This window comes from Geodermatophilus sp. SYSU D00710, from assembly GCF_054050195.1.
The window spans coordinates 62,542-76,612 of the sequence record NZ_JBJGYX010000012.1 but is presented as its reverse complement, the minus strand read 5'-3'; the positions used below and the strand labels follow the sequence as shown (position 1 = coordinate 76,612).

Genomic DNA, 14,071 nt, shown 5'->3' with positions numbered 1-14,071 from the left:
GTGACCGCCGACCCCGGGCCCGACGCCTCCGCCGTCGCCGCCGCGGTCGCCGACGCGCACCGTCGCGAGTGGGCCTTCGTGCTCGCCGCGACGGTGCGCGTCACCCGCGACATCGACCTCGCGGAGGAGTGCGTGCAGGAGGCCTTCGCCACGGCCCTCACCGAGTGGCGCGACACCGGCGTCCCGGCCCGGCCCGGCGCCTGGCTGACCACGGTGGCCCGCCGGCGGGCGCTCAACGTCCTGCGCCACCAGGGCGTGGTGCGCCGCCACCTCCCGCTGCTGGTGGAGGACGACGTCGCCCCCGACCCGCGCGACGGCGCCGGCGAGGACGGCACCCACGGCTACCCCGACGACCGGCTGCGGCTGGTGGTCACCTGCTGCCACCCGGCGCTGGACCGCGCCGCGCAGGTGGCGCTCACCCTGCGGCTGCTGTGCGGGCTGACCACCGCGGAGGTGGCCCGCGCGTTCCTGGTGAGCGAGCCGACCATGGCCGCCCGCCTCACCCGCGCCAAGAAGAAGATCGCCGTCGCGCGCATCCCGTACCGGGTGCCCCCGCCGGCGGAGCTGCCCGAGCGGGTCGACGCCGTCCTCGCGGTCGTGCACCTGCTGTTCACCACCGGGCACACCGTGCCGGCGGGGGAGGAGTTGGTGCGCCGCGACCTCGTCGAGCGCGCGCTGCAGCTGTGCCGGATGCTGCGCACCCTGCTGCCCCGGGACCCCGCGGTGGCCGGGCTGCTGGCGCTGCTGCTGCTCATCGACGCCCGCCGCGACACCCGCACCGGCGCGGACGGCCGCCTGCTGCTGCTGGAGGAGCAGGACCGCTCCCGCTGGGACGCCACCGCGATCGCCGAGGGCGTGGCGCTGGTGCGCGAGGCGCTGCGGGGCCGGCCGCCGTCGCGGTACGCGCTGCAGGCCGCGATCGCCGCCGTCCACGCCGAGGCGCCGAGCTGGGCCGCCACCGACTGGGCCGAGATCGTGGCCCTGTACGGGGTGCTCGGGCAGGTGTGGCCCTCACCGGTGGTGGCGCTCAACCGCGCCGTCGCTGTCGGCTTCGCCTCCGGGCCCGCCGCCGGGCTGGCCGCGCTCGACGAGCTGGCCACCGAGCCGCAGCTGGCCGGCTACGGCTACTTCCCGGCCGCGCGGGCGGACCTGCTGCGCCGGCTGGGCCGGGTCGAGGAGGCCCGGCTGGCCTACACCGAGGCGCTGCACCTGACGGCCAACGCCGTCGAGCGGGATTTCCTCGCCGGCCGGCTGGCCGAGCTCGGCTGACCCGCTCAGCGCCCCAGGTGGGCGCGCAGCGCCGCGACCACCATCCGGTGGTCCTCCAGCTGCGGCAGCCCGGACACCGCGACGACGCCGACCGAGCCGACGCCGCGCACCAGCAGCGGCACCGCGCCGCCGTGTGCGGCGTAGAGCCGCGGGTCCAGGCCCGCGGACTCCTCGAACGTCGTCCCGCGCTCGACCCAGGTCTGCCGGACGTAGAGCGAGCTGTGCCCGAAGCGGTGCACCACCCGGGACTTGCGCTCGATCCAGTCGGCGTTGTCCGGCGTCGCGCCGGTGAGAGCGGCGGCGAACAGCCGGTGCCCGTTGCGGGTGATCTCCACCGCCACCGGGGCGTCCACCCGGCGGGCGGCGGCCACCAGCGCCGAGCCGAGCTCCCAGGCGTCGTCGTTGGTGAACCCGGCGAGCTGCAGCTCGTCCTCCTCCGCGGCGAGCTCGGCGACGGTGGGGAAGCCGGTCACGACGCACCCCCGCCGACGACGACGTCCCACCGCCGGATCGACCAGGCGGTGACCAGCCCGTGCACCACGTACGGGTCGGCCTCGGCGAACCGCTCCACGACGTCGCGCTCGGCGGTCCACACCAGCAGCGCCCGGTCGTACGGGTCGGGCAGCGCCCCGGCCAGCAGCAGCTCACCGCGGTCGTGCGCCGCCCGCGCGAGCGCCAGGTGCTCCTCGCGCAGCGGCGCCCGCCGGGTCACGTAGTCGTCCACCAGCTCGTACTCCAGGACCAGCACGGGACCACTCTCACACGTGCGCGCCGACGGTCCGGTCGAGGAAGTCGTTGCGGAACGCGCCGCGCGGGTCGAGGCGCCGCACGAGGGCGCGGAAGTCGCCGAGCCGCGGGTAGCGCTCCGCGAGCTCCGCGGCGCCGGTGGTGAACAGCTTGCCCCAGTGCGGACGGGGGTCGAACGGGCGCAGCGCCTCCTCGATCTCCGGGAGGAGCGCCCGCACGGCGGCCTCGTCGGGCAGCCAGGTGAAGTGCAGCGCCAGCACGTCGGTGCCGTACGCGGGGCTGAGCCACAGCTCGTCGGCGGCGACGGTGCGGATCTCGCTGACCATCAGCAGCGGCGAGATCCGGGCGGCCAGCGCGCGCAGCGCCTCGACCGCCGCGCCGGCGTGCCGGCGCGGCACGAAGTACTCGCTCTGCAGCTCCTCGCCCCGGCTGGGGGTGAACCCGACCCGGAAGTGGGGGAGCCGCTCGTGCCACTCACCGGGGACGCCGAGCTGCTCGGTGAGGTTCTCGACCGGCGTGCCGGGGAGCATGTGCGTCGGCTCGGTGGCCGAGCGGGCGCCGAGGAACTCCTCGGGCGCGACCTCGAGCTCGTCGATGCGCGACTTCACCCACACCTGGGTGATCTCGTGCCAGTCCGTGAACACGCTGACGCTGTAGGCGGCGTCGGCCACCGCGTCGAGGTCGGCCAGCAGCCGCTCCCACGTCAGCCCGAGGTAGACGTTGTTGCGCACCGAGAAGGTCGGTTGCACGCGCAGCCCGACCCCGGTGACGACGCCCAGCGCGCCCAGGTGGACGACGGCGCCGGGGAGGTCGGGGTCCCCGGGCCGGAGGCGGACCAGCTCGGCGTCGGACCGCACGAGGTCGAGGCCGACGACGGACGTGGCCAGCGAGCCGTTGCGGTTGCCCGAGCCATGGGTGCCGGTGGCGGTGGCGCCGGCGACGGTGATGTGGGGGAGCGAGGCCAGGTTGTGCAGGGCGTACCCGTGCCGCGCCAGCTCGGGCAGCAGCTGCCCGTACTGGACGCCGCCGGCGACCCAGGCCACGCCCGGGGCGTCCCCGTCGGGCGGGTCGAACCGGACGTCCGCGGGCAGCCCGTCGAGGGACACCAGGTCGGCGTCGGTGTCGGCGATGTCGTTGAAGCAGTGCCGGGAGCCCAGGGCCTTGACCCGCCGGCTGCGCGCGACGACGTCCTGCACCTCGGCGACCGACGTGGGCCGGTGCAGCCGCGCGGCCCGGTAGGTCAGGTTGCCGGCCCAGTTCGTCCCCGCCGGGCCGGAACGGGCCGGTGCGTGCTGCTGCATGTCCGTCCGCGGCCCTCTCGTCGGCGTTCCCGCCGTCCATCCAACACCGGCGGGCGCCCCCGGGACGGGTGGACCCCCACGGCCCGGGGCCGTGGGGGTCCGCTCGTCGTGCTGGAGCCGGTCAGACCGCGCGGACGTTCTCCGCCTGCGGGCCCTTCTGGCCCTGGGTGACGTCGAACTCGACGCGCTGCGCCTCGTCCAGCGACCGGTAGCCGGTGCCGCTGATCGCCGAGAAGTGGCAGAAGACGTCGGGACCGCCGCCGTCCTGCTCGATGAAGCCGAAGCCCTTCTCCGCGTTGAACCACTTCACAGTGCCCTGGGTCATGTCGTTCTCTCTTCCGTGCTGGGGTGTCGGGCCCGGCAGGTGCCGGTCCCGGGTCGCCGCACCGACCGGCAGGACCGAGAGGGAACGTCAGGCAGAGACGACTGCGGACGTCCGGGAACGAGGCAGAGGTACGACAGCGACCGGTCGCGACTGTACCGGCTCCCGGCCGGGTGGGGGTGTCACCAGCGGAGCGGGTCCACCAGCCGGGACTGCGCCGTGCGGCAGGCGCGGCAGTGGCCCCACGCCACGAGGGACAGGTGGGTGGTGGGCTCGCCGCACTCGGGGCAGTCGACCGGCTCACCGGACCGGGCCCGCGCCGCGTCGAGCTCGCGGGACCGCTCGGCGTGGACCGCCGCGTCGCCCCGGCAGGGACACCCGAGGTGGGCGTCGGCGCAGCGTCCGCGGTGTGTGGTGATGGGACCCCCTCCGGTCCAGGGGGACGCTACCCGCCCGCGGCGGCGACGTCGCCGTCCCGGTGCCGGGCGGGCGGCTCAGCGGCGGGTGCGCAGCTCGAACCACAGCCAGGCGGCGAGCGCGGCCGGCACCGCCACGAACGCCGACATGGCCGCGACCGGGCCCAGCAGCGAGCCGACCCAGGCGATCAGGAGCGGCGCGCCGAACCCGACGTAGGCGAAGGCGTAGAAGGCGCTGTTCATCGCCCCGCGGGTGTGCGGCGGCGCGAGCCGGGCGGTGAGGGTCAGGCCGGCGGTCAGGCACAGCCCGCCGCAGGTGCCCATGAGCACCGACGCGGGGACCAGCAGCGGCTCCGAGCGCGTGACGATGGCCGCCACCGCCAGGGCGACGCCGGCCGCGCCCAGCGCCATGCCCAGCGGCGCGGCGCCCCGCTCGAACCGGCGCCCGAGCCGCGCGGCGACCGCGCTGGCGCCCAGGGCCAGCCCGCCGACCAGCCCCGCGTAGGCCACCCCGACGCCGTCGGGGACCACCAGCAGCGGCAGCAGGGTGGCCGCGACCGCGGGGAAGGCGAACACCCCGACCGCGGTCGGCGCGAGCACCGCCCAGAACGGCCGCCGCGCCTCCGGGGGCAGCCCCAGGGTCATCAGCCGGCCCGGGCGCCGGACCAGCACCGTCTCCGGCACGGTCAGCAGCGCCCCGAGGCCGACGACGAGGACGGCGACGTGCACCAGGTAGGGCAGCGTCGTCGGCGCGGGGCCGTACTGCGCGAGCAACCCGCTCATCGCCGGGGCGATGGCGAACCCCAGCGACGTCGACACCGCCCCGCGGGTGGCCGCCGACTGCTGCCCGTCGGGACCGGCGAGCTCCTGCAGCCAGGCGTTGGCGACGGAGAACACCACGCCCGAGACGACGCCCTGCAGCAGCCGGCCCGCGTAGAGCAGCGGCAGGTGGTCGACGGCGGGGACGAACAGCAGCGAGACCAGCCCGGCGAGCACCGCGAAGGGCAGCACCAGCGCCCGGCGGCCGAAGCGGTCCGACGCCGCGCCGGCCACGGTGAGCGCGGCGATCAGGCCGATGGCGTAGCAGCCGAAGACGGCGGTGAGGTCGGCGTCGGAGAGGCCCAGGCTGCGGCGGTAGACCAGCAGCAGCGGGGTGGGGACGTTCGTGCCCAGGGCGACGGTGAACAGCCCGAGGGTGAGCGCGTCGAGGCGTCGCCGCAGGACCCGCTGCGACGCGACCCGCTCCGTTGCGGCGTCCGGCACCCGGCGGACGCTACCGCCCCCGCCGACCCGGTGACCTCCGCCCCGCGGCCGGGTCGCTGCCAGGATGGGCGGGCGACGGAAGGAGGGCGCGCCCGTGTCCCTGCACCGGCACTACCCGCCCGACCTCTACCGCGGCACCACGGGGGAGGCCAGCGCCTGGCTGCGGCCGGCCGACCGGCCTCCGGACACCGTCTCCGCCACCGGGGTGACCTGCGAGTTCCTCGCCACCGCCGACCAGACCGCGGGGCGCTTCGGCCTCTACCGCTGGACCTTCGGCGAGGAGGCCTCCGGCCCCGGGCCGCACTTCCACCGGTCGATCTCCGAACAGTTCTACGTGCTGTCGGGCTCGGTGGAGATCTACGACGGCCGCACCTGGACCACCGCGGGGGAGGGCGACTTCCTCTACGTCCCCGAGGGCGGGATCCACGGCTTCCGCGGCGGCGACCGGGCCTCGATGCTGCTGCTGTTCGCGCCGGGCGGACCGCGGGAGGAGTACTTCCGGACGCTGGCCCGCGGGGAGCGGATGACGCCGGAGGAGCGGGCGGAGTTCATGCTCCGCCACGACACCTACTGGGTGTGACGGCGGCAGGGTGGCGCGGCGGGGGCGGTCCGCCGTCTTCCGAGTGATCGGTTGCGGTCGACGACACGCCCCGACACGCCGTGTCGGGTGGCAGCAACTGCGCGCTCGGCCCTGACGGCGCCCGGCCCGCCCGCACCGCACACCTGCACGGACGGGGCCGTGGTCAACGGTCCTCAGCGCCGGATGAGCTCCCCGAACCGCGCGCAGCTCTCGTCGATGGCGGCCTGCGCGGCCGGCGAGACGGTCCCCATGTCGAAGAAGCCGTGGATCATGCCGTCGTAGCGGAGCACGTCGGCGTGCACGCCCGCGGCCTCCAGCGCCTTCCCGTAGGCCTCGCCCTCGTCGCGCAGCGGGTCGTACTCCGCGGTGACGACGACGGCCGGCGGCAGGCCGGACAGGTCGCCGTGGTGCAGCGGTGAGAGGCGCGCGTCCCTCGCGTCCTGCCAGGCCCCGGCGTAGTGGCCGTAGAACCAGTCCATCGTGTCCTTCTCGAGGAAGTACCCCGTGGCGTTGTCCACGCGCGACGGGTACTCGCCCTCCGCGTCGACGGCCGGGTAGACGAGCAGCTGGCCGACCATCGGCACGCCGTCGTCGCGCAGCGTCTGGGCGACCACCGCGGCCAGGTTCCCGCCCGCGCTGTCGCCGGCCACCGCCAGGCGCCCGTCGCCGCCGAACTCGTCGAGGTGCTGGGCCAGCCACCGTGCCGCGGCCACGGCGTCCTCCGCAGCGGCGGGGAACGGGTGCTCGGGTGCCAGCCGGTAGTCGACGGCGACGACCACGGCCCGCGCCCCGCGGCAGACGTTGCGGACCATGTTGTCGTGGGTGTCGAGGTCGCCGATCACCCAGCCGCCGCCGTGGAGGAACACGACCGTGGGCAGCGGACCGTCCTCCTCGGGGCGGTAGACCCGGGCGCGCAGGTCGCCCTCGGCGCCGGGGACGGTGACGTCCTCGGTGCTGCGGACGGGCACGACGTGCTCGGGCGCGCGGACGTCGCGGGTCAGCGACAGGTAGTAGGCGCGACCGGCCTCGGGCGTGCCCTCGTAGAGGGGGGGCGCGCCCATCTGCTCGAGCATGCCCAGCAGGGCGGCGAGGTGCGGGTCGACCGGCACAGGTGTCCTCCTCGGTGGTCGGGTCGGCTCGGCGGTGGACGAGGGCTCAGCGGTAGGCCAGGGAGCCGTCGTCGAGGTCGGCCTTCGGCAGGAGTTCGGCCTCCTGCGCGTGCTCGAGCATGTGGGTCCACGGTTCCCGGTCGCCCTGCTTGAAGAGCACGTGCTGCGAGCGCAGGACGTAGCCGGGGTTGAAGTTCTCCGGGTCCGACCACGGCCGCAGCTGCATGCCGGCGTCCTCCGGCCGCAGCTCGGGCACCACCGTCCGGGCGCCCTTCTCCTGCATGCGCGCGAAGAGCCGGTCGACCAAGTCGCAGACCAGGTCCACGCGCAGCGTCCAGCTGTGCCGGAAGTAGCCGAAGACGTAGGCCATGTTGGGCACGCCGCTGATCATCAGGCCGCGCCAGGTGACCCGCTCCGGGAAGGCCACCGGCTCACCGTCCACCGTGAAGGAGACGTCGCCGAACGCCGAGAGGTTGAAGCCGGTGGCGGTGACGACGACGTCGGCCTCGAGCTCCTCGCCCGAGCCGGTCCGGATGCCCTTCTCGGTGAAGGTGTCGATGGTGTCGGTGACGATCGAGGCCCTCCCCTCCCGGAGCGCCGCGAACAGGTCGCCCTCGGGGACGATCGCGATGCGCTGCTGCCACGGCCGGTACCGCGGCGTGAAGTGCTTCTCGACGTCGAACCCCTCGGGCAGCAGCGGCCTCATCGACTCGATGAGGAAGGTGTGCAGCTCGTCGGGCGCCTCGTGCGACAGCCGCGCCAGCTCGTTGAACTGGGCGGCGTAGGCCCGGCGGAGGATCTCGTGCGTCCAGTCCTCCGGGATGTCGAGCGCGCGCAGGGTCACGGCGAGCTCGTGGGTCAGCGGCGGCGCCAGGAAGTAGGAGGGGGAGCGCTGCAGCATCGTCACGTGCGCCGCGTCCTGGGCGATGGCGGGGATCAGCGTCGCGGCCGTGGACCCGGACCCGATGACGACGACGCGCTCGCCGGTGAGGTCGAGGTCCTCGGGCCAGGACTGCGGGTGGACGACCAGGCCCTGGTAGCGGTCCATGCCCTCCCACTGCGGCCGGTAGGGCTCGGCGTGGTTGTAGTAGCCCTGGCACATCCACAGCCAGTCGGTGGTCATCCGCAGCTGCTCGCCGGTGTCCTCGCGGCTGACCTCCACGGTCCACCGGGCGTCCTCGCTCGACCAGGAGGCGGCCGTGACCCGGTGCCGGTAGCGGATCCGCGGGGCGAGGTCGTCCTCGGCGATGACCTCGTCGAGGTAGGCCAGGATCTCCTCGCCGGCGGCGATCGACGGGCCGCGCCACGGCTTGTGCCGGTAGCCGTAGGTGAACAGGTCGCTGTCGGAGCGGACGCCGGGGTAGCGGTGGGTCCACCAGGTCCCGCCCCGGGTCTCCTGCGCGTCGAGGAGCACGAACGACCGGTCGGGGAACCGCTCCCGCAGGTGGTGCGCCGCCCCGATCCCGGAGACCCCGGCGCCCACGACGAGGACGTCGACGTGCTCGACGTCCTCATCGGTGTGCTGTGGAGCCTCGAGGGTCGCCGTCCCGGTCGTCGTGGTCATGGTGACCTCCCCCTGGGGATGTGGTGCAGGTCACGGAAACTACCCGTCCGGGCCACCCTCCGGCGACCCGCCCGGCCGGTGGGCGGCCGGGCCGGAGGCGGGGCCGACCGGCGCCGGGCCTCCTCGGCGAGCTGGCGGGCGGCGACCACCGACGGCGGCTCCCCGCTCCCGCCGGCCGGCCCTCCGCTCACGACCGCGCCTCCCGGCCGACGGTCACCGGCAGCGCGTCGACGCCGTGGACGAAGGCCAGCCGCCGGAAGGCCAGCCGTTCCGGGGGCACCGCGAGCGCGAGGTCCGGGAAGCGGCGGAACAGGGCGGGCAGGACGGTGCGCAGCTCCAGCCGGGCGAGCTCGGCGCCGACGCAGCGGTGGATCCCGTGGCCGAAGGCGAGGTGCCCGCCGCGCGGCGAGCGGCCGGGGTCCACCCGGTCGGGGTCCGGCCCGGCCCAGGCCGGGTCGCGGTTGGCGCCGCTGAGCGAGACGAGCACGACGTCGCCGGCCCGCAGGTGCTGCCCGAACAGCTCCCGGTCGTGCCGGGCGAAGCGGGGGAAGGCGACCTGCACCACCGACAGCAGCCGCAGCAGCTCGTCGACCACGTGCTCGACGTCGGACCGCGAGCCCTCGCGCACCACCGCGGCCGCAGCGGGGTCGCGCAGCAGGACCAGCGTGCCCAGCGAGATCATCGCCGCCGTCGTCTCGTGGCCGCCGGTGACGATGCCGTCGGCGAGCCCGACGAGGTCGGTGTCGGAGACCGCGTCCCCGTGCGTGCGGAGGACGCGGCCGATCAGCCCGTCGCCCGGCGCGCGGCGCTGGGCGGCCACCACGTCGGCGAGCAGCCGGCGCTGCGCGGAGACCGCGCCGAAGGCCCCGGCGGTCCCGCGCGTGGCGTCGAACCGGCGGGCGCCCAGCCGGGTGAGCAGCTCCTGGTCGGCGCCCGCCAGCCCCAGCAGGTCGCAGATCGTGCGCATCGGCACCGGTGCGGACACGTGCCGGGCGAGGTCGGCCGGCGAGCCGGCCGCGGCGAGGACGTCGAGCTGCCGGGCCATGGTCGCCTCCACGGCGGGCGCCAGCCGCTGCAGGCGGGCCCGGGTGAACTCGGGCGCGACCAGGCCGCGCAGCCGCGTGTGGTCCGGCGGGTCGGTGAAGCCCAGCCCGCCGACGTCGTCGGCCGTGGCCGGCCCGGTGCCGCTGAACAGGTGCCGCACGTCGGTGCTGAACCCGTCGCGGTCGGCGAGCACCGCGCGGGCCTCCGCGGCGCCGGTGACCAGGTGGACCGACGGCTCGAAGGGCAGGTCGAGCCGGTGCAGCGGCCCGCTCGCGCGCAGCTGTGCGAGCCGCGGGTCCGGCTCGGTGCCGGCCCGCCGCAGCGGCACCGTCGCGGCCTCCGGCAGGGCCCGCAGCCGGGAGAGGTCCAGCTGCCCGTGCGCCATGCGACGGGCGGCCCGCCGCGCCAGGAGCCGCCCGAGCCAGGTCCGCAGCCAGGTCGCCGGGCCCCGCCCGCCGGGCACCCTGTCGCGCGGCGGGCCGCCGCCGGCGGGATCGGGACCGGCCGGCCGGGGGAGGGTGGCGACGCTGCACTCGGGAGCGGTCATGGCGCCTCCGTCCGGCTCCGGGGAGATGGACCGGACGGGAGGTGACCTCTCGTCCCGTCCGGCTCTGCCAGCCTGGTGACGCCGGAGTGCGGAGACCATCGGGGGACGCCCCCGAACCCGCCGGCCGGCGTGGGGGAGGACCCCGACAGGGAGGGGCGGGGATGGGCCGGAGCGTGTGGATCGAGGTCGCGCTCAACGGCGCCTGGACCCGGCAGCGGCAGCCGCAGATGCCGGTGACGCGGGTCGGCGAGTGTGACCCGGGCGCGACCTGGATGGTGGCCGGGCTCGGCGTCGAGCTGGCCGGGCTGCGGGAGGAGGCCGTGGCGCGCGGCGGGCACGTGCGGGTGGGCCTGGAGGACGCGCCGCTGGGCTGCACCCGCGGCAACGCCGGGCTCGTGGCCGCGGCCCGCCGGTCGGTGGAGCCGGCCGGCGCCCGCCCGGCGTCGGCGGCGGAGGTGCGCGCGGCCACGGAGGCCGGCCGGCGCTGACCGCCGTGGCCGTCGCGCTGTCGACGGGCGGCGCACGGACCGGTGTGGCCGACTGTGCCCATGGAGATGCGCACCCTCGGCCGCAGCGGCTGTGCCGTGTCGGCCCTGTGCCTGGGCACGATGACCTTCGGCGCCGAGACCGACGAGTCCGGCGCGCACGAGCAGCTCGACGTCTTCGTCGAGGCGGGCGGCACGCTGGTCGACACCGCCGACGTCTACTCCGCCGGCGCGGCGGAGGAGATCGTCGGGCGCTGGCTGGCCGCCCGCCCGGCCGACGTCCGCGACCGCGTGGTCCTCGCCACCAAGGGCCGCTTCCCGATGGGGAACGAGCCCAACGCGCTGGGCAGCTCGCGCCGGCACCTGCGGCGGGCGCTGGACGACTCGCTGCGCCGGCTCGGGGTCGACCACGTCGACCTCTACCAGCTGCACGCGTGGGACCCGCTGACGCCGCTGGAGGAGTCGCTGCGGTTCCTCGACGACGCGGTGTCGGCCGGCAAGGTCGGCTACCCGGGGCTGTCGAACTTCACCGGCTGGCAGGTGCAGCGGGCCGTCGACGTCGCCGAGCGCGACCGGCTGGCCGTCCCGGTCACGCTGCAGCCCAACTACAGCCTGCTGGTACGCGGCACCGAGGCCGAGATCGTGCCCGCCTGCCTGTACAACGGCCTGGGCCTGCTGCCGTGGGGCCCGCTCGCCGGGGGCTGGCTGTCGGGCAAGTACACCCGCGACCAGCGGCCCGAGGGCACCACCCGGCTCGGCGAGGACCCCGCCCGCGGCATGGAGGCCTACGACCGGGTCGGTGCGCGGGACCGCACCTGGGACGTGCTCGAGGCGGTGCAGGACGTCGCCGAGGCGCGTGGGGTGCCGATGCCGCAGGTGGCGCTGGCCTGGCTGCTCGCCCGTCCCGCCGTCAGCTCGGTGATCCTCGGGGCGCGCACGACCGACCAGCTGCGCGGCAACCTGGGCGCCGCGGGCCTGGTGCTGTCGGTCGAGGAGACCGCGCGGCTCGACGCCGTCAGCGACCCGGGCGCGCCCGACTACCCCTACGGCGAGCTGGGGATCGAGCAGCGCAGCCGCTCGCTGTCCGGCTGACCGCCCCGGTGCGCCCGGTGCTGCGCGCGGCGCTGGTCGTCCTCGTCGTGTCCGCCCTCGTCCTGGGCCTGCTGTGGGCCTTCCAGCGCCGCCTGGTGTACCTGCCCGACGACGGCCCGGTGCCCGCCGCGGCCGAGGCCGTCCCCGGCGGCCGCGACGTCACCCTGCGCACCGCGGACGGGCTGCACCTGGGGGCGTGGTTCGTCCCCGGCCCGGCTCCCGGCGCGCCGGTCGTGCTGGTGGCCAACGGCAACGGCGGGCACCGGGGCCTGCGCGCGCCGCTGGCCCGGGCGCTGTCCGGGGCGGGACTAGGCGTGCTGCTGTTCGACTACCGGGGCTACGGCGGCAACCCGGGCAGCCCCAGCGAGGAGGGGCTCGCCCTCGACGTCCGCGCCGCGCGCGACTGGCTGCTCGACGAGGCGGGGGTCGCGCAGGAGCGGCTCGTCTACTACGGCGAGAGCCTGGGCTGCGGGGTGGTCACCGCGCTGGCGCTTGAGCACCCGCCGGCCGGGCTGCTGCTGCGCTCGCCGTTCGTCGACCTCGCCGCCGTCGGCGGCCACCACTACCCGTTCCTGCCCGTCCGGCTGCTGCTGCGCGACCGGTACCCGGTCGCGCAGCAGGTGGCCCGGGTGCGGGTGCCCACGACGGTGGTCCTCGGCGACGCCGACACGATCGTGCCGCCGGCGCAGAGCCGGCGGGTGGCCGAGGCCGCCGCCGGGCTGCACCGGCTGGTGGAGGTCCGCGGCGCCGACCACAACGACGGCGTCCTGCTCGACGGGCAGGCCCTCGTCGCCGCCGTCGTGGAACTCGCGGGTCCGGCCGCCGCGGACTGACCGGCGCCGCCGGTCAGTGCGCCCGCGGGGACCCCGGCCGCGCGCGGAGCCGGTGCAGGAACCGGCCGGGCCGGCCGCGGCGCCGCCGGGCGGGCCCGGCGACCGGGTCGGCCGGTGCGGTCTCCGCCCGGAGCGCGGCCCGCCGCAGCTCCAGGTCGGCGACCTCCGCGCGCAGCGCGACGGCCTCCCGGTGCAGCCGGTCGCGGACGGTGGCCGCCTCGGCGTCGGCCCGCCGGCGCTGCTCGCGCGCGGTCGCGAGCATCCCGACGATCTCGCTGCGCGCCTGCAGCCGCGCGGCGGCCGCGTCGTCGGCGGCCTGCCGGCGGACCGCCTCGGCGTCCTCGGCCGCGCGCCGCGCGACCTCCCGCGCCGCGGCCTCCCGGGCCGCGGCGGCCGCGCGGGCGTCCGCGCGCTCCTGCTCGGCCTCCGCCAGCACCCGCGCGGCCTCGGCGGCGGTCTCCCCGGCGCGGGCGGCCGCCACCGCGAGCACCCGGTCGGCCTCGGCGGCGGCGTCGGCGAGCACCCCGCGGGCGCAGGCGAGGACCTGCCCGGCCTCGGCGGCGGCGGCCTCCCGCTCGGCCCGGCCCTCGGCGCGGATGCCCTCCGCCTCGTCGGCCGCGACGGCGAGCAGGGCGGCGATCCGGCCGGAGACCCGGACCAGCTCCGCGCCCGAGGACGAGTGCGACAGCAGCGCCCGGGCCTCCTCGAGCGCGGCCACGGTCTCCAGGTGCCGGGCCAGCAGGTGCTCGTGCTCCCGGCCGGCGGCGGCGAGCTCGTCCTCGGCCCACCGGACGTAGGTGTCGACCTGGAAGCGGTCGTAGCCGGCCAGGGTGCGGGTGAACATCGGGCCGGCGGCGAGGACGGTGGGCAGGTCACCGGAGACGTTGGGGCGGCGGCTGTCGAGCCGTGGCGCGCCGGCCGGGGGGACCCCGTGGTCGATCTGCAGCTCCGCGCTCATGCTCCCGCCTCTCCCCGCGGGCCGGTCCCGGGGTCCGGGACGCTATGACCGGCGGAACGGGCCGGCACCCGGGACCGGGACGGTCGTCACCCGTGGGCGTCGCCGGGACGCCCGATGGGGCGACCGGGCCGGCGGGCGTCTCTGCTGCGTGACGTCGCCCCGGCGGGTGACAGGACCGGCGCCGGGGCGACGGAGGCGGGCGCGGGCGCGCACGCTGGGGGCATGGCGTCCGACGCGACCCCGCCGGCACCCGGCGACATGACCGTTCCGCTGCTGTTCGGCTGGGAGGGCATCGTCACCGGGGTGCTGCTGCTCGGCGCCGTCGCGGTGCTGTTCCTCGTGGTGGCGTCGGTCCGGGCCGGCCGCAGCGACCGGTCGGACTGGCAGGCCTGGCTCGACGCGCGCTCGGCCGGTGTCACCGCGCCGCCGTCCGGCACCGTCGAGCCCGGGAGGGCGACCGCCGGGGAGTGACCCGCCACGCCCGGCGTTCACGCCGTGCGCACGGCCTCCCGTGCTCGTGTCTGCGTGCTCTTGTCTGCCG

General features: G+C 76.7%; 15 protein-coding genes. 6 read left to right on the top strand and 9 right to left on the bottom strand.

Going from position 1 to position 14,071, the window contains the following annotated elements; translation table 11 throughout:
- Positions 1 to 1,269, top strand: coding sequence for an RNA polymerase sigma factor (locus ACI78U_RS07990; protein WP_456874758.1), 1,269 nt, complete (start codon positions 1 to 3; stop codon positions 1,267 to 1,269).
- A gap of 5 nt (positions 1,270 to 1,274) precedes the next feature.
- Here the strand turns inward: ACI78U_RS07990 and ACI78U_RS07985 are convergent, their stop codons facing one another.
- The 5 genes from ACI78U_RS07985 to ACI78U_RS07965 all read right to left on the bottom strand — a co-directional run bounded on the left by ACI78U_RS07985 (position 1,275) and on the right by ACI78U_RS07965 (position 5,318).
- Positions 1,275 to 1,742: a heme-degrading domain-containing protein gene (locus ACI78U_RS07985; RefSeq protein ID WP_456874757.1), complete on the bottom strand. Its 468-nt coding sequence runs from the start codon at positions 1,740 to 1,742 to the stop codon at positions 1,275 to 1,277.
- The gene (locus ACI78U_RS07980; RefSeq protein WP_456874756.1) at positions 1,739 to 2,017 is read right to left on the bottom strand and encodes a YciI-like protein; all 279 of its coding nucleotides are present in this window, start codon (positions 2,015 to 2,017) and stop codon (positions 1,739 to 1,741) included. Before ACI78U_RS07980 ends, ACI78U_RS07985 begins: the two co-directional genes overlap by 4 nt.
- A gap of 10 nt (positions 2,018 to 2,027) precedes the next feature.
- Positions 2,028 to 3,317, bottom strand: a complete 1,290-nt coding sequence (locus tag ACI78U_RS07975; RefSeq protein ID WP_456874755.1) for a D-arabinono-1,4-lactone oxidase — start codon at positions 3,315 to 3,317, stop codon at positions 2,028 to 2,030.
- A gap of 121 nt (positions 3,318 to 3,438) precedes the next feature.
- Positions 3,439 to 3,642 carry a cold-shock protein gene (locus tag ACI78U_RS07970; protein ID WP_456874754.1) on the bottom strand — a complete coding sequence of 68 codons (204 nt, stop codon included), beginning with the start codon at positions 3,640 to 3,642 and terminating at the stop codon, positions 3,439 to 3,441.
- A gap of 491 nt (positions 3,643 to 4,133) precedes the next feature.
- Positions 4,134 to 5,318, bottom strand: coding sequence for an MFS transporter (locus ACI78U_RS07965; protein ID WP_456874753.1), 1,185 nt, complete (start codon positions 5,316 to 5,318; stop codon positions 4,134 to 4,136).
- Between the two features lie 94 nt (positions 5,319 to 5,412).
- Here ACI78U_RS07965 and ACI78U_RS07960 point away from each other — a divergent pair, with 94 nt between their 5' ends.
- Positions 5,413 to 5,898: a cupin domain-containing protein gene (locus ACI78U_RS07960; protein WP_456874752.1), complete on the top strand. Its 486-nt coding sequence runs from the start codon at positions 5,413 to 5,415 to the stop codon at positions 5,896 to 5,898.
- Positions 5,899 to 6,071: 173 nt separating this feature from the next.
- Here ACI78U_RS07960 and ACI78U_RS07955 read toward each other — a convergent pair whose 3' ends face one another.
- From ACI78U_RS07955 to ACI78U_RS07945, 3 genes are all read right to left on the bottom strand, one after another.
- A complete protein-coding gene (locus ACI78U_RS07955; protein WP_456874751.1) occupies positions 6,072 to 7,007 on the bottom strand; it encodes an alpha/beta hydrolase in 936 nt (311 codons plus the stop codon).
- Positions 7,008 to 7,053: 46 nt separating this feature from the next.
- Positions 7,054 to 8,571, bottom strand: coding sequence for a flavin-containing monooxygenase (locus tag ACI78U_RS07950; RefSeq protein ID WP_456874750.1), 1,518 nt, complete (start codon positions 8,569 to 8,571; stop codon positions 7,054 to 7,056).
- Between the two features lie 187 nt (positions 8,572 to 8,758).
- Positions 8,759 to 10,162 (bottom strand): cytochrome P450, encoded by a 1,404-nt coding sequence (locus ACI78U_RS07945; protein WP_456874749.1) that lies wholly within the window; start codon positions 10,160 to 10,162, stop codon positions 8,759 to 8,761.
- A 161-nt stretch (positions 10,163 to 10,323) separates the two neighbouring features.
- Between ACI78U_RS07945 and ACI78U_RS07940 the strand changes: the two genes are divergently transcribed.
- From ACI78U_RS07940 to ACI78U_RS07930, 3 genes are read left to right on the top strand one after another with little or no spacing between them, the layout of a single operon-like run.
- Complete coding sequence (locus ACI78U_RS07940) at positions 10,324 to 10,650, top strand: 3-keto-5-aminohexanoate cleavage protein (protein WP_456874748.1); 327 nt, start codon at positions 10,324 to 10,326, stop codon at positions 10,648 to 10,650.
- Between the two features lie 60 nt (positions 10,651 to 10,710).
- Positions 10,711 to 11,739 (top strand): aldo/keto reductase, encoded by a 1,029-nt coding sequence (locus ACI78U_RS07935; protein WP_456874747.1) that lies wholly within the window; start codon positions 10,711 to 10,713, stop codon positions 11,737 to 11,739.
- Between the two features lie 8 nt (positions 11,740 to 11,747).
- On the top strand, positions 11,748 to 12,572 hold the full coding sequence (locus tag ACI78U_RS07930) for an alpha/beta hydrolase (RefSeq protein ID WP_456874746.1): 825 nt from the start codon (positions 11,748 to 11,750) through the stop codon (positions 12,570 to 12,572).
- A 13-nt stretch (positions 12,573 to 12,585) separates the two neighbouring features.
- On the opposite strand, the gene ACI78U_RS07925 is transcribed toward ACI78U_RS07930, so the two are convergent.
- The gene (locus ACI78U_RS07925) at positions 12,586 to 13,530 is read right to left on the bottom strand and encodes a hypothetical protein (protein ID WP_456874745.1); all 945 of its coding nucleotides are present in this window, start codon (positions 13,528 to 13,530) and stop codon (positions 12,586 to 12,588) included.
- 222 nt (positions 13,531 to 13,752) lie between these two features.
- Between ACI78U_RS07925 and ACI78U_RS07920 the strand changes: the two genes are divergently transcribed.
- Positions 13,753 to 14,001 carry a hypothetical protein gene (locus ACI78U_RS07920; RefSeq protein ID WP_456874744.1) on the top strand — a complete coding sequence of 83 codons (249 nt, stop codon included), beginning with the start codon at positions 13,753 to 13,755 and terminating at the stop codon, positions 13,999 to 14,001.
- The last annotated feature ends 70 nt before the right edge of the window (positions 14,002 to 14,071 follow it).